The organism is Spirillospora sp. CA-128828, from assembly GCF_050945415.1.
In the GTDB taxonomy this organism is placed as follows: Bacteria; Actinomycetota; Actinomycetes; order Streptosporangiales; family Streptosporangiaceae; genus Spirillospora.
In genome coordinates this window covers 3,385,239-3,407,023 of record NZ_CP191986.1, presented here as the reverse complement: position 1 = coordinate 3,407,023, position 21,785 = coordinate 3,385,239, and the positions used below count along the sequence as shown (strand labels likewise).

The window sequence follows — 21,785 nt, the reverse complement described above, 5'->3', positions numbered from 1 at the left end:
GATCGCGGGCATGCGTCAGCCGAGGCAGGACGGGCCGAGTAGTTGCTTCAGGTCGCCCATCAGGGCCGGGGACGGCGCCACCCGGAGTTTGTCGTCCAGGCGGACGACCGTGGTGCGCGGGCCGTTCTGGAGGTGCAGGTGCACCTCGGAGGTGCCGGGATGGGTGATCAGGACCTCCTTCAGGCGCGACACCGTGGGGGGCGTGCAGCGGCCGAGCGGCATCATGACCGAGAACGGGCCGGTCGAGTCGGTGATGGTCAGGTCCGGCTGGGCGACCTCCATCGCGATGATCTTCGCGACGTCCTCGCGGCGGTCCAGCCTCCCCTTGACGATCAGGATCGCGTCCTCGGCGAGGAGCGTGGAGCACAGCTGGTAGGACGACGGGAAGCACAGCACCTCGATGGAGCCGCCGAGGTCCTCCAGCTGGAACATGGCCCACGAGTTGCCCTGCTTGGTGACCTTGCGCTGCAGCCCGGACAGCAGGCCCGCGATGACCACGATCTGGCCGTCGGGGCGCTCGCCCCCGTTCAGGACGGCGATGGTGCAGTCGGCCTCGCGTTCCAGGATGTGCTCGACGCCGAGGAGCGGGTGGTCCGACACGTACAGGCCGAGCATCTCCCGTTCGAAGGCGAGCAAGGTGGTCTTGTCCCACTCCTCGCCCTCGGGGATCGCGACGGCGAACGCGTCCTCGCCGCCGTCGTCCTCCAGGGCGCCGAACAGGGAGTCCTGTCCGACGGCCTCCTTGCGCTTGATGTCGATGACCGAGTCGATCGCCTGCTCGTGCACCATCAGCAACGCCTTGCGCTGGTGGCCCAGCTCGTCGAACGCGCCCGCCTTGATCAGCGACTCCACGACCCGCTTGTTGCACACCTGCGGCGGGACCTTGTTCAGGAAGTCGTTGAAGTCGGTGTAGGCGCCCTTCTCCCGGCGGGCCGCGACGATGCCGTCCACCACGTTGTGGCCGACGTTGCGGACCGCCGACAGCCCGAAGCGGATCTCGGTGTCGCCGAGCGGGGTGAAGTCGGCCTCGGACGTGTTGACGTCCGGCGGCAGCACCTTCAGGCCCATCCGGCGGCACTCCGACAGGTACAGGGCGCTCTTGTCCTTGTCGTCGCCGACAGACGTGAGCAGGCCCGCCATGTACTCGGCCGGGTAGTTCGCCTTCAGGTAGGCCGTCCAGTAGGAGACCAGCCCGTACGCGGCGGAGTGCGCCTTGTTGAACGCGTAGTCGGAGAACGGGACGAGGATGTCCCACAGCGTCTTCACGGCCTCTTTGGAGAAGCCGTTGTCGACCATGCCCTGCTCGAACCCGACGAACTGCGCGTCCAGTTCGGCCTTCTTCTTCTTGCCCATGACGCGGCGGAGCAGGTCCGCTTTGCCGAGCGTGTACCCGGCCACCTTCTGCGCGATCGCCATGACCTGCTCCTGGTAGACGATCAGGCCGTAGGTCGTGTCGAGGATCTCCTTGAGGGGCTCCGCCAGCTCCGGGTGGATCGGGGTGATCTCCTGCTGCCCGTTCTTGCGGAGCGCGTAGTTGGTGTGGGAGTTCGCGCCCATCGGGCCGGGCCGGTAGAGGGCGCCGACGGCGGAGATGTCCTCGAAGTTGTCCGGCTTCATCAGGCGGAGCAGGGAGCGCATCGGCCCGCCGTCGAACTGGAACACGCCGAGGGTGTCGCCGCGGGCGAGCAGCTCGTAGGTCGGCTGGTCGTCCAGCGAGAGGCCGAGCAGGTCGACGTCGACGCCCTTGTTCTTCTTGATGCCCTTGAGCGCGTCGTCGATGATCGTCAGGTTCCGCAGGCCCAGGAAGTCCATCTTCAGCAGGCCGAGCGTCTCGCAGGTCGGGTAGTCGAACTGCGTGATGATCGCGCCGTCGGCGTCCCGGCGCATGATCGGGACGTGGTCGGTGATCGTCTCACCGGACATGATGATCCCGGCGGCGTGCACACCGGTCTGGCGGATCAGGCCCTCCAGGCCCTGCGCCAGGTCCATGATCTGCTTGACGTCGGTCTCTTCCTCGTACAGCTTGCGCAGCTCGCCCGCCTCGCCGTGGCGGGGGTGCTTGTCGTCGAAGATCCCCGAGAGCGGGATGTCCTTGCCCATCACGGCGGGCGGGAACGCCTTGGAGATCCGGTCGCCGAGCGCGTACGGGAAGCCGAGGACGCGGCCGGCGTCCTTGATGGCGGCCTTCGCCTTGATGGTGCCGAAGGTGGCGATGAACGAGACCTTGTCGGCGCCCCACTTCTCGGTGGTGTAGCGGATGACCTCGGCGCGCCGGTCTTCAGGGAAGTCGATGTCGATGTCGGGCATGGACGCGCGCTCGGGGTTCAGGAACCGCTCGAAGATCAGCCCGTGCGGGATCGGGTCGAGGTCGGTGATGCCCATCGCGTACGCGATCAGGGACCCCGCCGCGCTGCCCCGTCCCGGCCCGACCAGGATGCCGTTCTCCTTGGCCCACATGATGAAGTCGGCGACGACCAGGAAGTACGAGGGGTACCCCTTGCCGAGGATGACGCCCATCTCGTACTCGGCCTGCTCCTTGTAGCCGTCCGGGAGGCCGTCGGGGAAGCGGCGCTCCAGGCCCTTCCAGACCTCCTTGCGGAACCAGCTCTCCTCCGTCTCGCCCTCGGGGACGGGGAAGCGGGGACTGAGGTCGCGGTACTCGAACATGCCGGCCGGGTCGACCTTCTCCGCGATCAGCAGCGTGTTCCTGCACCCCTCCAGCCAGATGGCGGACGAGTCGATCGCGCGCATCTCGTCGGCCGTCTTCAGGTAGTAGCCGGACCCGTCGAACCGGAAGCGGTCGGGGTCGGCGAGCTGCTTGCCCACCTGGACGCAGAGGAGCGCGTCATGCGCGGTCGCCTCGGACTCGTGGGTGTAGTGCGAGTCGTTGGTGACCACCGGCGGGATGTTCAGCCGCTTGCTGATCTCGATGAGCCCCTCGCGGACGCGGCGCTCGATCTCCAGCCCGTGGTCCATCAGCTCCAGGAAGTAGTTCTCCTTGCCGAAGATGTCCTGGAAGGTGGCGGCGGCCTTCAGCGCCTCGTCGAACTGGCCGAGCCGCAGCCGGGTCTGCACCTTGCCGGACGGGCAGCCGGTGGTGGCCATCACGCCCTCGGCGTGCTCGGCGAGGAGTTCCTCGTCCATGCGGGCGTACTTGAAGACGAAGCCCTCGGTGTAGGCACGGCTGGACAGCTTGAACAGGTTGTGCAGGCCGGTCCGGTTCATCGCCCAGAGCGTCTTGTGGTTGATCAGCCCGCCGCCGGAGACGTCGTCGCGCTTCTGGCTCGGCTCGCCCCACTGCACTTTCTTCTTGTGGTAGCGGGACTCGGGCGCCAGGTATGCCTCGATGCCGATGATGGGGGTGACCCCGGCCGCCGTCGCCTGCCTGTGGAAGTCGTAGGCGCCGTGCATGTTGCCGTGGTCGGTCATGGCGATCGCCGGCATCTCCTGCCGCCCGACCTCCTCGAACATCTGCTTCAACCGGGCGGCTCCGTCGAGCATGGAGTACTCGGTATGAACATGCAGGTGAACGAAAGAGTCGGCCATGCCTGCTGCGCCTCCTGCTCGTCGCATGCGAGCGCCCACGCGCGTGGCCGCACGTGGTCGCGTCGTCGGTACCGGGGGAAGATCGTCAACCCGGAGCGGAGCGCCGGGATGACGCGGTGGTGCGAGCCTAACCGCTTCACCCGTCACTCGCGCCCCGACGCGCCCCGAACCCGGCCGTCCGGCCTCCGCGGGTCAGGACTCCGCTTCGACGATCTCCAGGGCGCGGGCCAGGTCGTCCGGGTAGGGGCTCTCGAACTCCACCCACTCGCCCCTCGTCGGATGGTCGAAACCCAGCCGGACGGCGTGCAGCCACTGCCGCCCGAGACCGAGCCGCTCCGCCAGGGTCGGGTCGGCCCCGTAGGCCATGTCGCCGACGCACGGATGCCGGATCGCGGACATGTGCACGCGGATCTGGTGGGTGCGTCCCGTCTCCAGGTCGATGTCGAGCAGCGTCGCGGCCCGGAACGCCTCGACGGTGTCGTAGTGGGTGACGGACGGCTTGCCGCCCGCCACGACGGCGAACCGTCCGTCGCCGGAGGGGTGCCGGTCGATGGGCGCGTCGACCGTCCCGCGGAACGGGTCGGGATGCCCTTGGACGAGTGCCTGGTAGCGCTTGTCGATGCGGCGCTCCTTGAAGGCGCGCTTGAGCCGCGAGTACGCGACCTCGCTCTTCGCGACGACCATCGCCCCGGTGGTGTTGGCGTCCAGCCGGTGCACGATGCCCTGCCGCTCGGACGCGCCGCTGGTCGCGATCGTGTGCCCGGCACCGAGCAGCCCGCCGAGGACGGTCGGGCCCGTCCACCCGGTCGTGGGATGGGCGGCGACGCCGACCGGCTTGTTGACCACGACGATGTCGTCGTCCTCGAACAGCACGCCCATCCCGGGGACGGGCTCGGGGACCGGCGCGGGCGCGGCGGGCGGCGGCGGGAGGGTGACCTCCAGCCAGGCGCCGGCGCGCAGCCGCTCGGACTTGGTGGCCACCTGGGCGCCGTCCAGCAGCACCTCGCCGGCGGCGATGATCTCGGCGGCGCTGCCCCGCGACACCCCGAACAGCCGGGCCAGCGCGGCATCGACCCGCTCGCCCTCCAGGCCGTCCGGCACGGGGAGGCTGCGCACCTCGCCCATCAGGACTTCTCCTCCGGCGCCGGAACCTCGGCCTCGTCGCGGGTCTCGGGCCCGGGCGCGTCATCGGCCTCGTCATCGGCCTTGGACCCGGCCTCCGGTTCGGGTTTCCCGGCCTGGGGGGCGGTCTCGCTCGCGGGGCCGGTCTCGTCCTCGCCGGGGGCCTGGTCCTTGCCGGTGATGCGCGTCCCGTCGACCTGGAGCCCGCGCGCCGCCAGCAGGACGGCCAGCACACCGCCGCAGACGATCGCCGAGTCGGCCAGGTTGAACACCGGCCAGTGCGGCAGCTGGATCCAGTCGACGACATGGCCCTTGAGCGGGGCCGGGGCCCGCAGCAGCCGGTCGATGAGGTTGCCGATCGCGCCGCCGAGCAGCAGGCCGAGGCAGACCGCCCACGGCGCGCTCCGCAGGTTGCGGGCCGTCCGCAGGATCGCCACCACCACGCCGCAGGCGATCAGGGTGAACACGATCGTGTAGCCGGTGCCGATCGAGAACGCGGCGCCGCTGTTGCGGGTCTCGCGCAGCGTCAGCAGCCCGCCGAGCAGCCGGACCGGCTCCCGGTCCTGCAGCGTCGCCACCACGACGATCTTGGACACGATGTCGGCGGCGAGCGCGGCCAGGGCCACGCCGACCAGCACGCCGACGCGGCGCGGCCGAGGAGACCCCGTGGTCTCCCCGGCCTCGCGCTCTGGGTTCGTTGAGTCGCTCAGCGACGTTCCTCGCGTTGTTTGCATGTCACACACAGGGTCGCACGCGGAAAGACCTGGAGGCGCGCCTTGCCGATCGGCTTGGCGCAGGACTCGCAGGTCCCGTACGTGCCGGCTTCCATCCGCTGGACGGCCCGCTCTATCTGGGCGAGCAGGTCCTGTGAATTGTAGGCCAGCGCGAGCTCGTGCTCGCGCTCGTAGGTCTTGGCGCCCGCGTCGGCCTGGTCGTCGCCGGCCCCGTCGCTGGTGTCGCCCTCGGCGATCTGGCTCGCGGACGCGGCGATCTCGGCCCGCAGCGCCGAGATCTGCTCCTCCAGGCCGGCCCGCACCTCGGCGAGCTCCTCCGGCGTCCACTGGTGCTCCCCCTCGCGGACCGGCAGCGCCGCGGCCGTCGCCGTCACCGGCTCCCGCCGGTCCCGCACCCCCGCCTTGCCGGCCTTCCCCGCCTTCGCCGGCGCCCGCCTGCCCTGCTTCGCGGCGGCGCCCGCGGCCGCGGGACTCGTGGCGGCGGGCGGCTTGGCCGCGGCCGTCCTCCCGGTCGCCGTCCTGCTCTGGGACGGCCGCGCCGGGCCCCGGGTCTTGCTTGCGGCGGGCGTCGCGCCCTTCCTCGCGCCGGGCATGTCGGCCTCCCTCGCGCTGGTCGCCTCGACGGGCAGTGCGGGCAGCATTGGTCCCCTCTCTCAGACACGGTAAACAACCTGGGCCGTGTTACCGACCGCTTATGCCCGGTCGCCGATCGGCGGGAAACCCCAGGACACCGCACGAGATCGCAAAGGAACCGCGCGGCCCCGCGCGGCGCGGAAAACGGGAAGAGGAAGGGACCGGCGTGCGTTAAAGTCTGGACGAGCAGTCGTATGGCAGGCGCTGATGGGGACACCTGCCGCCGCACGCAGCCATGAGCGACCCGGGGACGGTGCGAGCCCGGGGGCGAGCCCGGCGGTCTGATCACCCCGGAGCCGCCGGAAGAACCGCCTCCCTCCACGGAGCGCGCGAGACCCGGCAGCCGAGACTCGAACGAAGCGGGCCGTGCCGTCCAGGCATGGCCAAGGAGGGTGGTACCGCGGGGCGTACGCCTCGTCCCTCCGGTCAACGTGCCCACGTCGATCCGGAGGTCCGCCATCGTGAGCCGAGCTTTTCGGCCGCTGCCCGCGCAGGTCGATCTGCCCGCCCTGGAGCGGGACATGCTGCGCCGCTGGCAGGAGAACAAGGTTTTCGAGCGGTCGCTGGAACGCACCGCGTCCGGTACCCCGTGGGTGTTCTACGAGGGGCCGCCGACCGCCAACGGCATGCCGGGCGTCCACCACGTCGAGGCCCGCGTGTTCAAGGACGTCTTCCCCCGCTTCAAGACCATGAAGGGCCACCACGTCCCGCGCAAGGCCGGCTGGGACTGCCACGGGCTGCCCGTCGAGGTCGCCGTGGAGAAGGAGCTCGGCCTCACCGGCAAGAAGGACATCGAGGAGTACGGCGTCGCGGAGTTCAACGCCCGCTGCCGCGAATCGGTCCTGCGCCACGTGGACGCGTTCGAAGAGATGACCGAGCGCATGGGCTACTGGGTCAACACCGACCAGGCGTACCGGACGATGGACCCCGAGTACGTCGAGGCCGTCTGGTGGTCCCTGAAGCAGGTGTTCGACAAGGGCCTGCTCTTCCGCGACTTCCGCATCACGCCGTACTGCCCCCGCTGCGGGACGGGCCTGTCCGACCATGAGCTGGGCCAGCCGGGCGGGTACGAGACGGTGTCCAGCCCGTCGGTGTACGTGCGGATGCCCGTCACGTCCGGCCCGCTCGCCGAGATGGGCGCCGCACTGCTCATCTGGACCACGACCCCCTGGACGCTGGTGTCCAACACCGCCGTGGCCGTCCACCCGGACGTCACCTACGTCGCGGCCCGCCCGAAGGGGTCGGACGAGGTGCTCGTCGTCGCGGAACCCCTCCTGGACCAGGTGCTCGGTGAGGGCGCCGAACGGCTGGCCACGTTCCAGGGCACCGAACTTGAGCGGACGACCTACCAGCGGCCCTTCGAACTGGTCGACATCCCGGACGCGCACTACGTCGTCCTGGGCGACTACGTCACCGTGGAGGACGGCACCGGCCTCGTCCACCAGGCGCCGGCGTTCGGCGGCGACGACATGGCCGTCTGCAAGCGCTACGGGATGCCGATCGTCAACCCGATCGGGCCGGACGGGCGCTTCCTGCGCGAGGTCCCCCTGGTCGGCAACAAGTTCTTCAAGGACGCCGACGAGCCGCTCACCGACGACATGCGCGCGCGCGGGCTGCTGTTCCGCGGCGGCCACTTCGAGCACAGCTACCCGCACTGCTGGCGCTGCCACACGCCGCTGCTCTACTACGCGCTCCCCGCCTGGTACATCCGCACCACGCAGATCAAGGACCGGCTGCTGGAGGAGAACGAGAAGACCAACTGGTACCCCGAGACGGTCAAGCACGGCCGGTACGGGGAGTGGCTGCGCAACAACGTCGACTGGTCGCTGTCCCGCAGCCGCTACTGGGGCACGCCCCTCCCCCTGTGGGTGTGCGGCGCCGACGAGGACCACGTCACCTGCGTCGGGTCGCTCAAGGAACTGGGCGAGCGGGCGGGCGAGGACCTGTCCGCCCTCGACCCGCACCGCCCCTTCGTCGACGACATCGCGTTCCCCTGCCCCGAGTGCGGGACGGAGGCGCGCCGAGTCCCGGACGTCATCGACGCCTGGTACGACTCCGGGTCGATGCCCTTCGCCCAGTGGGGCGCGCCCTTCCGCAACAACGAGGTCTTCGAGAGCTCCTACCCGGCGCAGTACATCTGCGAGGCCCAGGACCAGACCCGCGGCTGGTTCTACTCCCTCATGGCCGTCGGCACGCTCGTGTTCGACCGGTCGTCCTACGAGAACGTCGTGTGCCTCGGGCTGATCCTCGCCGAGGACGGCCGCAAGATGAGCAAGCACCTCGGCAACGTCCTCCGGCCCATCCCGCTGATGGACGAGCACGGCGCCGACGCGGTCCGCTGGTTCATGGCCGCCAACGGGCTGCCCTGGGCGTCCCGCCGCGTCGGGCACGCCGCCCTGGAGGAGATCGTCCGCAAGGTCCTCCTCACCTACTGGAACACCGCGTCCTTCTTCGTCCTGTACGCGAACGCGGCGCAGGCGCAGGGCCGCGCGTGGACGCCGGACCGGCTGTCCGAGGCGCCCGCCCCGGCCGACCGTCCGCTCCTGGACCGCTGGGCGCTCGCCGAGCTGCACGGCACGGTCCGCGAGGTCGACGCGGCGCTGGAGGAGTTCGACACGGCCCGCGCGGGACGGCGCCTCTCCCAGTTCGTCGACGACCTGTCCAACTGGTACGTGCGGCGTTCGCGCCGGCGCTTCTGGGAGGGCCCGGAGACGCCTGAGGGCTCGGCCGCGTTCGCGACGCTCTACGAGTGCCTGGAGACCCTCACCCGTCTCATGGCGCCGATGGTCCCGTTCATCACCGACCACGTCTGGGACGTCATCCGCCCCGAGGACGCCCCCGAGTCCGTGCACCTCGCCGACTGGCCCACCGTCGACGAGGCACTGCTCGACGAGGAACTGACCGCGCAGATGGCGCTCGTGCGCCGCCTGGTCGAACTGGGCCGTGCCGCCCGCTCGGCGAGCGGCGTCCGGACCCGGCAGCCCCTGGGCCGCGCCCTCGTCGGCGCCGCCGGCTGGTCCGCGCTGCCCGCGCAGCTGCGCGCCCAGATCTCCGAGGAGCTGAACGTCCTCGGCTTCGAGGAGCTGTCCTCGATCGGCGGCGACCTGGTCGAGTACGAGGTCAAGCCCAACTTCCGCGAGCTGGGCAAGCGCTACGCCAAGGACACACCGAAGGTCGCCAAGGCGATCACGTCCGCCGGCCCGGCGGACCTCGTGCGGGCGCTGCGCGCGGGCTCCGCCGAGGTCGAGGCCGCCGATCTCGGCACGGTGCCGCTCGGCCCCGACGACGTGATCGTCACCGAGCGCCCGCGCAGCGGGTGGGCGGTGGAGAGCGCCGCCGGCGAGACGGTCGCGCTCGACCTCGCCGTCACGCCCGAACTGCGCCGCGCGGGCCTGGTGCGGGAGGCCGTCCGGCTCGTCCAGGAGGGCCGCAAGGCCGCCGGGCTGGAGGTCACCGACCGCATCGACCTGTGGTGGGAGGCCACCGGCACCGACCTCGCCGAGGCGCTGCGCACCCACGGCGGCGAGCTGGCCGCCGAGGTCCTCGCGGCCACGGTGGCCGAGGGCCGCCCCGAGGGCCTCCCCGCCACCCGCGACGAGGACCTGGGCCTCACCTACTACCTCCGCAAGGCGTGATCGTTCTCCGCCGGGCCGCATCCGGATGCGGCCCGGCGGAGAAGTTTCGTGATGGGGTTCTTCGCGACACATCGCGTTTGCGATGATGGGCGGGTGAATCTTCCCGAGCAGCCTTCGGGCTCCGAACCTCCGGCGCGGCCCTCCCCCGCGAGCATGCGCGCGTCGGACGCCGACCGCGACGAGGTCGCCGACCGCCTGCGCGAGGCCCTGGCGGAGGGGCGCATCACGCCGGAGGAGCACGCCGAGCGCATCGACGCCGTCTACAACGCCAAGACGTACGCCGAGCTGGAGCCCGTCCTCAGCGACCTGCCGCCGGAGTACGCGCCGCGCCCCCGGGTGGACCTGCGCAAGGAGCCGCAACCGCTCGCGCCGCCCCCGCCGCAGTCGCCCAACATCGTGGCGATCTTCTCCGGGGCGGAGCGGAAGGGCCGCTGGCTCGTCGAGCCCACCACCAACGTGTCGTGCGTGTTCGGCGGAGTGGACCTGGACTTCCGGCAGGCCGTCCTCAGCCGGAGCGAGGTGACGATCAACGTCAACTGCGTCTTCGGCGGCGTGCACATGATCGTGCCGCCCGGGGTCAGGGTCGTCGGGTCCAACGTGGCGATCTTCGGCGGGAACGATCTGCCGGAGGACGACACCACCGACCCGGACGCGCCCGTCATCCGGCTGACCGGGATGCTGCTGTTCGGCGGCGTCTCGGTGCAGCGCCGCGCGCCCAAGGAGAAGGGCGGGCGACGCGACCGGCACCGGGAGATCCACCAGCTGCACAGGCGGCACCGCGAGGAAATGCGGGAGCTGCAGCAGGAGCGGCACGAGGAACGGCGGCAGCGGCGGGACGAGCGCCGTGACCGGCTCCGCGAGCTGCGGGACGAGCGCCACCGCGGCCGCTGATTCCGGCCCCGCGCCCGCCCGGGCGCGGGCCGGTCAGTCGCGTACGTGCTCGCGGTCGGGCTGGCAGACCAGGCAGGGCGTGCAGCCCCGCGACTTGGCCTCGGCGCGGGACAGCGACTCCAGGTCGTCGGCCTCGTCGCCGATGTCCTCGATGAGGGCGCAGTCGACGCGGTGGTAGCGCTTGGTGCCGCTCAGGATGCGGACCTGCGGGCCGTCGCCGTCGGGCTCGTCCGCGGACGGCTCGGACGGCTCGGACGGCTCGGACGGCTCGGCGGGCTCCTGCTCCGCGACCGGCTCGGGTTCCGGTGCGGGGGCGTCCTCCTCGCGGGGCCGCGGGGCGGGCGCCGGGGCGTCGGCCAGGCCGAGCGCCGCGGAGCCGAGGTCGACGGTGATGTCCGGCGGCGCCGATTCGGTCTCAGCGGGCCGTTCCACCGCGGAGTCGTCCTCCGTCTCGGCTTCGGCGGGATCGGCCTTCTCCGGCGCCGTGAGAGCCTCCTCGGGCTCTTCGCCCGCCATACCGGACGCGAAGACGCCCGCGACGGGGATGTCCGCCCGGGTCGGCCCCGCCTGACCCCGCACCGGGGTGTCCGGTTCCGCGGCGGGCTCGTCCGCCTGCGGGATCTCGGTCGTGGCGTCGAACGCGCCGCCGGGATCGCCCGAGGCGGGCTTGTCGAACGAGGGGGGCTCGTCGAACGAGGTGGGCGCGGACGCCGACTTGGCGAGGCCCGCCAGGCCGCCCTCGGATCGCTCCACGCCGGGCTCGCGGATCGCGGGTCCGGCCCCCGCCGCCTTGCCCGCGTCGGGTGACGCGGGTGCCGACACCGCGGCGCGCGCCGCCAGTGCGGTGTCGGGCATGCAGGCGGTACAGGGGCTGAACCCCTCCTCCTTGGCCTCGGCGAAGGTGAGCTCCTCGGTCTCCCGGCCGGCGAGCTGCCGGCAGGTGTCGAGGTGGTAGCGCTTGCGGCCGCGGACGACGAAGACGAGCGCGTCGTCCGGGACGTCGACGGCCGGGGCGGGGAGTTCCACCTCGTCGTCGGCTGGCTCCACGGCCGGAGGCTTGGCGTCCGGCACGCCCTGGGCGTTCGCCGCCGGGGCGGGAGGCTCGGCCTTCCCGCGCTTGTCCTTCTTCTTGGCCTTCTTGCCCGAGCGGGCGGGAGCGGGCGGGGCGCCCGGGCCGAACAGCTCCTTGCGCCGCAGGAACACCCCGATGGCCAGGCAGAGCGCGGAGACGATGCTGACGGCGATCGATATGTAGATCACCACCAGCGCGTCCAGGCCGAAGACCTGTGCGCTGTCTCCGTTGCCGGCGACGATTCCCGCTACCAGCAGGGCGATCGCCACCACCACGAGAACGCCACTCAGGATGATCACAGGGTCTCTCCCACTCGTTCGGACCGCTCGGTTCCGGGCCGCGCGAGGGGCCCGGCGGCCGGCCACGAGGGGGCCGCCCGGCGCCGCGGGGATGGCGGCTCGGCCATCCCCGGCGCGGCGATCAGAACGACACTATCGCCTGCGGCTGCCCGGTCAGCGCCTGTCGTGCGGCGGGTTGTCGCCGCCCGAGTGGAACGCGCCGGTCGCCGAGTGCTGGACCTGCTGGGTGTGCTCCGGTGCCGGGAAGGCGCCCGGCGCCGGCGCCGGCGCCGGTCCGCCCGCGGTCCCGTTGCGGTTCTCGGCGTGCGGCAGCGAGTTCTGCGGGCTCGGCTGCGGGGCCGGCTGCGGGGGGTTCTGCGGCGACTGGGCCGGAGCCGCGCCCGGGACGGCCGCGAACGCGCCGGTCTCGGTGCTGCCCGCCTCGAGATCGCGCAGCTGGCCCTCCAGGTACACCTTCAGGCGGCTGCGGTACTCGCGCTCGAACGCGCGCAGGTTGTCGACCTCGCGCTCCAGCTCCTCGCGCTGCTGCACGAGCGAGCCCATGACCTGGCGGTGCCGCTCCTGGGCGTCGCGGTCGAGGGCCTCGGCGCGGGAGCGGGCCTCGCTGACGATCTGGTCGGCCTGCCGGCGGGCCTTGCCGAGGATCTCCTCGGCCTCGCGGCGGGCGCGGCCGAGCGTCTCGTCGGCCTCCCGGCGGGCGTCGGCGATCGCCTGGTCGGCGGTCTGCTGGGCCAGCGCGAGGACGCGGGCCGCGGTGTCCATGTTGTCCTCGCCGGTGGGCGCGGGAGCCATGCCGAGGCCGCCGAGCACGGGCTCCGGCTCGGGCTGCGGCTGCGGTTCGGGACGAGGAGGCTCGGGAATCTTCTGGACGTCCGGCTTCGGCTCCACGATGGGGGCGGCCATGGCGGGGACCTTGCCGCGCAGGCACTCGGCCAGCTTGGCCCGCAGCTCCTCGTTCTCCTGGATGAGGCGGTCGAGCTCGGCCTCGACCTCGTCGAGGAAGGCGTCCACCTCCTCCTCGTCGTACCCCGGCCTCAGCCTGGTGGTACTGAACTGCTTGTTCCGCACATCGGCGGGTGTCAGCGGCATGTTCTCGTCTCCTTGGCGCGCTTGGAGTCTGTCCCCGAAGGACGGTATCCGATCGACCTAACCTCCGCCGAATATGGAGCCGACGAAGACGATCAAGACCCAGACCACAAGTATGAGCACGGTGAAGCTGAGGTCCAGTGCAACGTTACCCAGCCGGATGGGCGGGATGAAACGCCTGAGCAGCTTCAGGGGCGGATCGGTGACCGTGTAGGTCGCTTCGGCGATCACCAGCACCACCCCGGTCGGCTTCCATTGCCGGGCGAACGACTGCAGGACCTCCAGGACCAGCCTCCCGATCAGGAACAGCAGGAAGAGGTACAGAACGCCCTGCAGGACGGATCCAACGATGTTCACGGATACTCTCGCATGCGACTCTCAGCTTTGGTTGAAGAACCCTCGTTCTGCCATCCGGGCCTTGTCCTCGGCCGTCACCTCCACGTTGGCGGGCGACAGCAGGAACACCTTGTTGGTAACACGCTCGATGCTGCCGTGCAGGCCGAACACGAGACCCGCCGCGAAGTCGACCAGACGCTTGGCGTCGCTGTCGACCATCTCGGTCAGGTTCATGATCACCGGCGTGCCCTCCCGGAAATGCTCCCCGATGGTCCTCGCCTCGTTGTAGGTCCTTGGGTGCAGCGTAGTGATACGCGCAAGGTCGGTGGTACCCGACTCGTAGAGCGCCACGGAGCGTCGCTCGATCGTCGACGTGGAGTGATGGTCGCGATCCCGGTCCGAGGTCTCTTCCGCTCGGGTAAGCTGACCGCCGGATTCGTCCTCGCGACGACGGCCCTGGCCGGTGTCGGTCTCCTCGTCGTAGACCTCGTACTCGTCGTAGTCGCCGTACTTGTCGTCGTAACGGTCGTCCTCCACCAGGCCGAGGTAGACCGCCATCTTGCGCATCGCGCTGGCCATACGCCCCTCCGTGTCCTGTGGATGCGGCGGCCGGGCGCGTCCGGCACCGCTGTGGACTGGTCCGTCGTGGCGGCCCGCGTTCCGGCAGGTACCACTGGGGGGACATTACCTGACGATTGCCCGTCGGCCGCCGAGCAACGCCGTACCGACCCGCAGGTGTGTCGCGCCGCACGCGATCGCCTGTTCCAGATCGCCGCTCATACCCGCACTGACGATCGAGGCGCCCGGATGGTTCCGCCGCAGTTCCTCCGCGACCCCCGCGAGGCGGGTGAAGGCGGGCAGCGGGTCGGCGCCGAGCGGCGCGACGGCCATCACCCCGCCGAGCTCCAGGCCGGCGGCCCCGGCGATTTCGTCGGCCAGTCCCGGGACCGCGCCGGGGGCCGCCCCGCCCCGCCCTTCGGCCTCGTCCAGCGACACCTGGACGAGGCAGCGGAGCGTGCGGCCGGCCCGGACGGCGCCGTCCGACAGGCCGGTGACCAGCCTCGACCGGTCCACGGAGTGGACGACGTCGGCGTACCCGGCGACGGCGCGGGCCTTGTTGGTCTGCAGGCGTCCGACGAAGTGCCAGGTGAGCGGCAGGTCGGCGCATTCGGCGGCCTTCGGGCGGGCCTCCTGGTCGCGGTTCTCCCCGACCTCGGTGAGCCCGAGCCCGGCCAGCAGCCGCACGTCGGACGCGGGGAACGTCTTGGTCACCGCGATCAGCGTGATCTCGCCCTCGTCCCGCCCGGCGGCGGCGCAGGCGGCGGCGATGCGCGCCCGGACCGCCGCGACGCCCTCGGCGATCTCGGCGCGCCGCTCGGGAGCGTCCGGTCCGGTCACGCGTCTTCCTTGAGCCAGACATACCCGGCGAAGCGGCCGGTGTTCCCCTCGCGACGGTAGGAGTAGAGGACCGGGTCCTCGATCGTGCAGCGCGGGTCGGCGTCCACCGCGGTCACTCCGGCGGAGGCGAGCTGCTCGGCGACACCGGCGCGGATGTCGAGACCGGGCGTGCCCTTCGACGTGGTGGCGTAGGCGGCGGGGACGGCCGCGGCGACCTCGTCCCGCATCCGCGCGGGGACCTCGTAGCAGCGGCCGCACGCGGCGGGACCGATCGCGGCCGTCATCCGCGCGGGGTCGGCGCCCCGTTCGCACATCGCCTTCACCAGCGCCGGCACGACGCCCGCGGCCGTTCCGGGACGGCCGGAGTGCGCGGCGCCGACGACCCCGGCGGCGGGATCGGCCAGCAGCACGGGCGCGCAGTCGGCGACGAGGACGGCGAGGGCGAGGCCGGGGACGGTCGTGACGATCGCGTCGACCGGACCGGGCAGATCGGGGGACGTGACGAACGCGACGTCGGCGCCGTGCACCTGCCGCATGAAGACGGTGCGTCCCGGGTCGGCGCCGAGCGCGGCGGCGGCGCGCCGCCGGTTGTCCAGGACGGCGGCCGGGTCGTCGCCGACCGCGCCGCCGAGGTTGAGGGAGTCGTAGGGGGGCCTGCTCACGCCGCCGGCGCGGCCGGTGAAGCCGGCGCCGACGCCGTCGCCCAGGGCGACGGCGGTGATCACTTCAGGAAGTCGGGGACGTCGAGGTCGTCGTCCTCGTCGAACACCACGGGACGGCGGCGCTGCCCGGAGGAGGCGGGGCCGCCGTCGTTCTCTCCCGCGTGCACGCGGGACGACGCCTGCTCGGAGGGCGGGCGGGGCGCGGGGGTGCGCGCACCGCCGGACTCGCCGGACGATCCCGCCTCGCGGTCGCCCGGAGGCCCGGGCTGCCCGGACGAGGTCCCCTCGGGCCGGGAGGGCTCGCCGCGTCCGGCGGCCCGGTCGCCCTGGCCCTGCGCGGCCGGCTGCGCCCGGTCGCTCTCGGGCCGCGGCGGAGCGGGGGCCGGCGCGGACGGCGCGGCGGCGGCCTGCGCCACCGACTGCTGCTGCGCGGACGGCTGGCTTCCCGCGGCCTCGGCCCGCCCGACCCGGCTGGGGATCGGGTTGGCCGGGGCGGCGGGCGCGGGTGCCGGCGGCGGGACGGGCCGCGGCGGCGGCGGTGGGAGCCGCTTGCTCTCCGGCCCGGGGGCCGGCTTGGCGGGGCGCCCCTCGTCGAAGCCCGCCGCGATCACCGTGACCCGGACCTCGTCGCCGAGCGCGTCGTCGATGACCGCGCCGAAGATGATGTTGGCGTCGGGGGCGGCCGCGTTGGACACCAGCTGCGCGGCCTCGTTGATCTCGAACAGGCCGAGGTCGGAGCCGCCGGAGATGGACAGCAGCACGCCGTGCGCGCCGTCGATGCTGGCCTCCAGCAGCGGGCTGGAGATCGCCATCTCGGCGGCGGCGACCGAGCGGTCGTCGCCGCGCGCAGATCCGATGCCCATCAGCGCCGAGCCGGCGCCGGACATCACGGACTTGACGTCGGCGAAGTCGAGGTTGATCAGGCCCGGTGTGGTGATCAGGTCGGTGATGCCCTGGACACCGGAGAGGAGGACCTGGTCGGCGGCCTTGAACGCGTCCAGCACGCTGACCTGCCGGTCGGAGATCGACAGCAGCCGGTCGTTGGGGATGACGATGAGGGTGTCGACCTCGTCGCGCAGCGTCTCGATGCCGGCCTCGGCCTGCATGGCGCGGCGCTTGCCCTCGAAGCTGAACGGCCGGGTGACCACGCCTATCGTCAGCGCGCCGAGCGAGCGGGCGATGTTAGCGACCACGGGCGCGCCGCCGGTGCCGGTGCCGCCGCCCTCCCCGGCCGTGACGAAGACCATGTCGGCGCCCTTGAGCACCTCCTCGATCTCCTCCCGGTGGTCCTCGGCGGCCTTGCGGCCGACGTCGGGGTTCGCGCCCGCGCCGAGACCCCGGGTGAGCTCGCGGCCCACGTCCAGTTTCACGTCGGCGTCACTCATCAGCAGCGCCTGGGCGTCCGTGTTGATCGCGATGAACTCGACGCCCTTGAGTCCCTCTTCGATCATCCTGTTGACGGCGTTGACGCCGCCGCCGCCGATGCCGACGACCTTGATGACCGCGAGGTAATTCTGCGGTGCTGCCACGACGAGGGGCCTTTCCGCTCTCTCCGACCGCCCTGACCGGTCTGCCGACCGTGCCGCCGCGGTGTTCCCGACCTGTGTGCATGTTGGGTGCGGGTTTGAACCCTCACCCTCAACTTGAGGCTTACACTTATGTCAACCTGAGGACTGATACGGACAGTAGGGCGGCCTTACCGCCAGGGTCAACTAACCTGCCCCCAACCGCTCCGGCGTGTCGCATCCGGTGCGCATCCGCCCGGGTCACTTCGTCTTGAGCACCTCGGGCGAGCTGATATCGACGGTGCGGATCGCGCGCCCGGCGGCCGTGCGCCGCAGGGCCTCCAGAAGCCGGATCTTCTCCGCCGACCGTTCCGCCGCGCCCCACTCCACCGTCTGGCCTCCCGCCAGGTACAGGGTGACGGCCTCCGGGCCGGTCGCCTCCACCTCGGTGAGCCTGTCGCCCAGGCTTTCGGGCAGGCCGGTGAGCACCGTGAGCGCCGCGAGGGTCGCCTTGTCGGACGGCCCGGGCGACGCGACCGTCAGCGTCGGAAGCCCCGGCGGCCGGGACTCGCCGTCGGCGACGGTCACCCCGTGCCGGTCGAGCAGCAGGTAGCGGCCGCCGCGGGCGAACACGGCCACCGGCACCCGTTCCCGCACCACGATCCGCACCGTGCCCGGCCAGTGCCGCTCGATCTTCACCGAGTCGACCTCGCGCAGCCGCTCCACCCGGTCCCGGACCGCGCCGGTCCGGAGCCGCGCCATCGGCGTCCCGAGATCGATCCCGGCGGCGGCCACCACCCGGTCCCGCGGCGCGAGGTGGGTGCCGGTCACCTCGACGTGCCGCACGACCAGCAGCCGGGACCCGAGCAGCACCCAGCTCACCGCGCCGAGCGCGCCGAGGACCAGCAGGGTGACGAACACCACCTTCCACCGGTTCGGACGGCCGCGACCGCCGGGCGCCGCGTCCTCGTCCGGCGCCGCGAGCCGGTCCGTCCGCGCCTCGGTCATGACCCAAGCTTGACAGTGTTCCGCCCGTCCGCCGCCGACCGCGCGGGCCGCGGCGTGTCATCCTCACGCTCCGGCGAGACGTTCCAGCACGATCGGGCCCAGCTGCGTCACGTCCCCGGCGCCCAGCGTGATGACGACGTCGCCGGGCCTGGCCAGCGACGCCGCGATGCCGGGCGCCTCGTCGCGGACCGGGACGTACACGGCCTCGGTGCCCGCCGGGACGGCGTCCGCGACGAGCGCGCCGGTCACCCCCGGCTCCGGGTCCTCACGGGCGCCGTACACGTCCAGCACGACCGCGACGTCGGCGAGCCCGAGCGCGGCGCCGAACTCGGCGGCGAAGAACCGGGTGCGGCTGTACAGGTGCGGCTGGAACACCGCGACGATCCGGCCCTGCCCGCCCTTCTCCCCCAGGTAGTCGCGGGTGGCCTCCAGGTCGGCGGTCAGCTCGGTCGGGTGGTGGGCGTAGCTGTCGAACACCTCGACGCCGCCCGCCTCGCCCTTGCGCTCCAGCCGCCGCATCGCCCCGCCGAACCCGGCGAGGCCGGCCCGCACGGCCTCCTCGTCCGCGCCGAGGGCCCGCGCGACCGCGACCACGGCGGCGGCGTTGAGCGCGTTGTGCCGGCCGGGGACGGCGAGCGCGACCTCGCCGGCGCCCTCGATCCCGAACCGGGAGCCGAGGCCGCGCGGGGTGAACCCGGTCACGCGCAGGTCGGCGCCCTCGGCCGCCCCGTACGTCAGCACCGTCAGCCCGCGGGCCCGCGCCTGTTCCGCCAGCTCCATCGCGACGGGGTCGTCGGCGCCGGCGACGAGCGTCCCGCCTGGCTCGATCCGGTCGACGAAGCGGGCGAAATTCTCCTTCACCTTCTCGAAGCCGCCGTAGTTGTCGAGGTGGTCGGCTTCGACGTTGGTGACGACCGCGATGCGCGGGGTGTACATGAGGAACGACCCGTCGCTCTCGTCGGCCTCCGCGACGAACACGTCCCCGGTGCCCTCGTCGGCGCCGAGCCCGGTGGTGACGAGCTGCCCGCCGATGCAGTAGGACGGGTCGATGCCGGCGTGCTGGAGCGCCACCGTCAGCATCGACGTCGTGGTGGTCTTGCCGTGCGTGCCCGCCACCGCCACGGCGCGCCGGCCCGCCATCAGCGAGGCGAGCGCGGCGGAGCGGTGCAGGACGCGCAGCCCGCGCTCGCGGGCGGCGACCAGCTCGGGGTTGGTCTCCCGGATCGCCGTGGACACCACCACCGTGTCGGCGTCGCCCACGTGCGCCGCGTCGTGCCCGACGAAGACCTTGGCGCCGAGGTCGCCGAGCTGGGTGAGCAGCTCGGAGTCGCGCGCGTCGCTGCCGGACACCCCGATGCCGCGGCGCAGCATGATGCGGGCGACGCCGGACATCCCGGCGCCCCCGATCGCGATGAAGTGCACCCGGCCGAGCTCGCCGGCCGGCACCACCTCGCCGGGGTCGATCAGGCTCATCGGGCGGCGCCCGCCGAGCGGACCACGTCGTAGACCATCCGGGCGAGCGCGACGTCGGCGTCGCGGCGTCCCATCCGGCCGGCGGCCTCCGACATGTGCGCGACGCGGGCCGGGTCGGCCAGCACCGGCAGCAGGTGCCGCGCGATCCAGTCGGGCGACAGCTCGGCGTTGTCGACCAGCATGCCGCCGCCCGCCGCGACGATCGGCTCGGCGTTCAGCCGCTGCTCGCCGTTGCCGATCGGGAGCGGGACGTACACCGCCGGCAGCGCGACCGCGGCGAGCTCGGCGCAGGTCATCGCGCCCGCGCGGCACATCGCCATGTCGGCGGCGGCGTAGGCGAGGTCCATCCGGTCGCAGTACGGGATGGTCACGTACTGGGGGCCGCCGGACGCGGGCTCGGGCTCCTCGGTGTTCTTCGGCCCGACGATGTGCAGCACCTGGATGCCCGCCTGCCGGAAGTACGGCGCGGCGGCGACGGCGGCCTGGTTCAGCGAGCGGGCGCCCTGCGAGCCGCCGAAGATCAGCAGCGTGGGCAGGTCGGGGAGCAGCCCGAAGTAGGAGCGGGCCTTGTCGCCCATCGCGAGCCGGTCGAGCGTCGCGATCTCGCGTCGCAGCGGGATGCCGACGAACGTGGAGTTCGGCAGCGGCGAGTCCGAGTGCGACACCGCGACGTGGTCGGTGAAGCGGGCGCCGAGCTTGTTGGCGAGGCCCGGCTTCGGGTTGGCCTCGTGCACGATGATCGGCACCTTGCGCTTGCGCGCCGCCAGGTAGCCGGGGGTGGCGACGTAGCCGCCGAACCCGACCAGGACGTCGGCCTGCGCCTGGTCGAGGACGGACGCGGCCGCGTTGATCGCCCCGCGGAGCCGGCCGGGTACCGACAGCAGCTGCGGGGTCAGCGTGCGCGGCAGCGGCACCGGCGGGATCAGGGCGAGCTCGTAGCCCCGCTGCGGGACGAGGCGGGTCTCCAGCCCCCGCTCGGTCCCGAGGCAGACGATCCCGGTGTTCGGGTCGTTGCGGCGCAGCGCGTCGGCGAGCGCCAGGGCGGGCTCGATGTGTCCGGCGGTGCCGCCGCCGGCCAGGACAACCCTCATGTCCGTTGACAACTCCTCAGCGTGTTCGGAAGGGGGATTTCAACGCCGTGCCAGACCCAGCCAGCTTAGAGCCCTCACGACCGGTCCGGGACCCCGTGCGGAGAGTGCCTGCCGCGCGCCGGGCTCCCGTTTGGCGAACGCGAGCAGCATCCCGAGCGCGAACAGGGTCGGGATCAGCGCCGAGCCTCCGTAGGAGACCAGCGGCAGCGGGATGCCGGTGATGGGCAGGACGCCGATGACGGCGCCGATGTTCACGATCGCCTGCACCACCAGCCACGCCGTGGCGCCGGCGGCGGCGAGCCGGGTGAACGGGTCCTTCACGCGCCGCGCGATCCGCAGCCCGGCGTAGGCGAGCAGCCCGAACAGGCCGAGCACGACGAGGGCGCCGACCAGCCCCAGCTCCTCCCCCACGATCGCGAAGATGAAGTCGGTCTCGGCGTGCGGCAGATAGTCCCACTTGGCGCGCCCCTCCCCGAGACCGGTGCCGAAGAACCCGCCCGAGGCGACCGCGTACAGCCCCTGGGTGCCCTGGTAGTTGATGGTGAGCTTGTTGCCGGAGGAGTCCAGGAAGCCGGTGAGCCGCTGCATCCGGTACGGCTCGACGACGATCAGGATGGACACCAGCAGGCAGACGAGACCGCCGATGCCGAGGAACAGCCGTCCGGGCGCGCCGACGACCCACAGCAGCGCCAGGAAGATCGTGAGGAGCACCAGCGTGGTGCCGAGGTCGCTGCCCAGCATGACCAGCAGGACGAGGACCCCGGCCCCCGGCATCAGCGGGACGAGCAGCGGCCGCCACTCGGTGAGCTGGCCGAGGCGGTCCTTGCGGGCCAGCAGGTCGGCGCCCCACAGCACGAGGGCGAGCTTGGCGAGCTCGGACGGCTGGATCTGCACCGGGCCGAGATCGACCCAGCGGGTGGCGCCGCCCGCGCTGCGCCCGAGCCCGGGGACCAGCACCATCGCCAGCGCGACGACCGACAGCAGCAGCAGCGGGTAGGCGAGCGCGCGGAACGTCTTCACCGGCAGCCGGGACGCCAGCCACATCCCCGGCAGCCCGATCGCCACCCACATGGCCTGCTTCTGGAACAGCGTGTACGCCGAGCCCGTCGCCTGGAGCTGCTTGACGCTGGACGCCGACAGCACCATCGTCAGGCCGAGCGCGAGCAGCATCACCGAGCAGCCCAGCACCAGGTAGTAGGAGGTGAGGGGCCGGTCGAGCAGTCCGACGGCGGCGACCACCTGCTCCCGTGGCCCCGGACGCCGGCCGCTCTCCTCCTCGGCCGCGGCGGTCACG

General features: G+C 72.4%; 17 protein-coding genes. 2 read left to right on the top strand and 15 right to left on the bottom strand.

From position 1 onward, the window contains the following. Window positions 1–15: 15 nt before the first annotated feature. The 4 genes from dnaE to ACQPXG_RS16800 form a co-directional block, all read right to left on the bottom strand. Window positions 16–3,546 (bottom strand): DNA polymerase III subunit alpha, encoded by a 3,531-nt coding sequence (gene dnaE, locus ACQPXG_RS16815; RefSeq protein ID WP_433468626.1) that lies wholly within the window; start codon window positions 3,544–3,546, stop codon window positions 16–18. A gap of 192 nt (window positions 3,547–3,738) precedes the next feature. Then, window positions 3,739–4,671: an RluA family pseudouridine synthase gene (locus tag ACQPXG_RS16810; RefSeq protein ID WP_433468625.1), complete on the bottom strand. Its 933-nt coding sequence runs from the start codon at window positions 4,669–4,671 to the stop codon at window positions 3,739–3,741. Next, complete coding sequence (gene lspA / locus ACQPXG_RS16805) at window positions 4,671–5,402, bottom strand: signal peptidase II (RefSeq protein WP_433468624.1); 732 nt, start codon at window positions 5,400–5,402, stop codon at window positions 4,671–4,673. Before lspA ends, ACQPXG_RS16810 begins: the two co-directional genes overlap by 1 nt. Next, on the bottom strand, window positions 5,375–5,776 hold the full coding sequence (locus ACQPXG_RS16800; protein WP_433469981.1) for a TraR/DksA family transcriptional regulator: 402 nt from the start codon (window positions 5,774–5,776) through the stop codon (window positions 5,375–5,377). The genes lspA and ACQPXG_RS16800 overlap by 28 nt, the downstream gene beginning before the upstream one ends. Before the next feature lie 720 nt (window positions 5,777–6,496). Here ACQPXG_RS16800 and ileS point away from each other — a divergent pair. Further along, window positions 6,497–9,670 (top strand): isoleucine--tRNA ligase, encoded by a 3,174-nt coding sequence (gene ileS, locus ACQPXG_RS16795; RefSeq protein ID WP_433468623.1) that lies wholly within the window; start codon window positions 6,497–6,499, stop codon window positions 9,668–9,670. Between the two features lie 93 nt (window positions 9,671–9,763). Further along, window positions 9,764–10,561: a DUF1707 SHOCT-like domain-containing protein gene (locus ACQPXG_RS16790; protein WP_433468622.1), complete on the top strand. Its 798-nt coding sequence runs from the start codon at window positions 9,764–9,766 to the stop codon at window positions 10,559–10,561. A gap of 33 nt (window positions 10,562–10,594) precedes the next feature. Here the strand turns inward: ACQPXG_RS16790 and ACQPXG_RS16785 are convergent, their stop codons facing one another. The 11 genes from ACQPXG_RS16785 to ftsW form a co-directional block, all read right to left on the bottom strand. Beyond that, the gene (locus tag ACQPXG_RS16785) at window positions 10,595–11,932 is read right to left on the bottom strand and encodes a hypothetical protein (RefSeq protein WP_433468621.1); all 1,338 of its coding nucleotides are present in this window, start codon (window positions 11,930–11,932) and stop codon (window positions 10,595–10,597) included. A gap of 153 nt (window positions 11,933–12,085) precedes the next feature. Then, window positions 12,086–13,021: a DivIVA domain-containing protein gene (locus tag ACQPXG_RS16780; RefSeq protein WP_433468620.1), complete on the bottom strand. Its 936-nt coding sequence runs from the start codon at window positions 13,019–13,021 to the stop codon at window positions 12,086–12,088. A gap of 57 nt (window positions 13,022–13,078) precedes the next feature. Further along, on the bottom strand, window positions 13,079–13,375 hold the full coding sequence (locus ACQPXG_RS16775) for a YggT family protein (RefSeq protein WP_089312594.1): 297 nt from the start codon (window positions 13,373–13,375) through the stop codon (window positions 13,079–13,081). A gap of 21 nt (window positions 13,376–13,396) precedes the next feature. Continuing rightward, window positions 13,397–13,933: a cell division protein SepF gene (locus tag ACQPXG_RS16770; RefSeq protein ID WP_433468619.1), complete on the bottom strand. Its 537-nt coding sequence runs from the start codon at window positions 13,931–13,933 to the stop codon at window positions 13,397–13,399. A 105-nt stretch (window positions 13,934–14,038) separates the two neighbouring features. Beyond that, window positions 14,039–14,752, bottom strand: coding sequence for a YggS family pyridoxal phosphate-dependent enzyme (locus ACQPXG_RS16765; RefSeq protein ID WP_433468618.1), 714 nt, complete (start codon window positions 14,750–14,752; stop codon window positions 14,039–14,041). Further along, window positions 14,749–15,477 carry a peptidoglycan editing factor PgeF gene (pgeF, locus tag ACQPXG_RS16760; protein WP_433468617.1) on the bottom strand — a complete coding sequence of 243 codons (729 nt, stop codon included), beginning with the start codon at window positions 15,475–15,477 and terminating at the stop codon, window positions 14,749–14,751. Before pgeF ends, ACQPXG_RS16765 begins: the two co-directional genes overlap by 4 nt. Further along, a complete protein-coding gene (ftsZ, locus tag ACQPXG_RS16755) occupies window positions 15,474–16,943 on the bottom strand; it encodes a cell division protein FtsZ (RefSeq protein WP_433468616.1) in 1,470 nt (489 codons plus the stop codon). The genes pgeF and ftsZ overlap by 4 nt, the downstream gene beginning before the upstream one ends. Before the next feature lie 237 nt (window positions 16,944–17,180). Next, window positions 17,181–17,927, bottom strand: a complete 747-nt coding sequence (locus ACQPXG_RS16750) for a cell division protein FtsQ/DivIB (protein WP_433468615.1) — start codon at window positions 17,925–17,927, stop codon at window positions 17,181–17,183. 63 nt (window positions 17,928–17,990) lie between these two features. Then, window positions 17,991–19,400: a UDP-N-acetylmuramate--L-alanine ligase gene (gene murC / locus ACQPXG_RS16745; RefSeq protein ID WP_433468614.1), complete on the bottom strand. Its 1,410-nt coding sequence runs from the start codon at window positions 19,398–19,400 to the stop codon at window positions 17,991–17,993. Next, entirely contained in the window at window positions 19,397–20,491 is a 1,095-nt protein-coding gene (murG, locus tag ACQPXG_RS16740) for an undecaprenyldiphospho-muramoylpentapeptide beta-N-acetylglucosaminyltransferase (RefSeq protein WP_433468613.1), read from the bottom strand. The genes murC and murG overlap by 4 nt, the downstream gene beginning before the upstream one ends. A gap of 39 nt (window positions 20,492–20,530) precedes the next feature. Continuing rightward, a complete protein-coding gene (gene ftsW / locus ACQPXG_RS16735; RefSeq protein WP_433468612.1) occupies window positions 20,531–21,784 on the bottom strand; it encodes a putative lipid II flippase FtsW in 1,254 nt (417 codons plus the stop codon). Window position 21,785: the final 1 nt, after the last annotated feature.

Excerpts from the sequence above, each read along its gene's own strand:
- dnaE (WP_433468626.1), bottom strand. The coding sequence starts at position 3,546 with ATGGCCGACTCTTTCGTTCACCTGCATGTTCATACCGAGTACTCCATG.
- ACQPXG_RS16810 (WP_433468625.1), bottom strand. The coding sequence starts at position 4,671 with ATGGGCGAGGTGCGCAGCCTCCCCGTGCCGGACGGCCTGGAGGGCGAG.
- lspA (WP_433468624.1), bottom strand. The coding sequence starts at position 5,402 with ATGCAAACAACGCGAGGAACGTCGCTGAGCGACTCAACGAACCCAGAG.
- ACQPXG_RS16780 (WP_433468620.1), bottom strand. The coding sequence starts at position 13,021 with ATGCCGCTGACACCCGCCGATGTGCGGAACAAGCAGTTCAGTACCACC.
- ACQPXG_RS16770 (WP_433468619.1), bottom strand. The coding sequence starts at position 13,933 with ATGGCCAGCGCGATGCGCAAGATGGCGGTCTACCTCGGCCTGGTGGAG.
- ACQPXG_RS16750 (WP_433468615.1), bottom strand. The coding sequence starts at position 17,927 with ATGACCGAGGCGCGGACGGACCGGCTCGCGGCGCCGGACGAGGACGCG.
- murC (WP_433468614.1), bottom strand. The coding sequence starts at position 19,400 with ATGAGCCTGATCGACCCCGGCGAGGTGGTGCCGGCCGGCGAGCTCGGC.
- murG (WP_433468613.1), bottom strand. The coding sequence starts at position 20,491 with ATGAGGGTTGTCCTGGCCGGCGGCGGCACCGCCGGACACATCGAGCCC.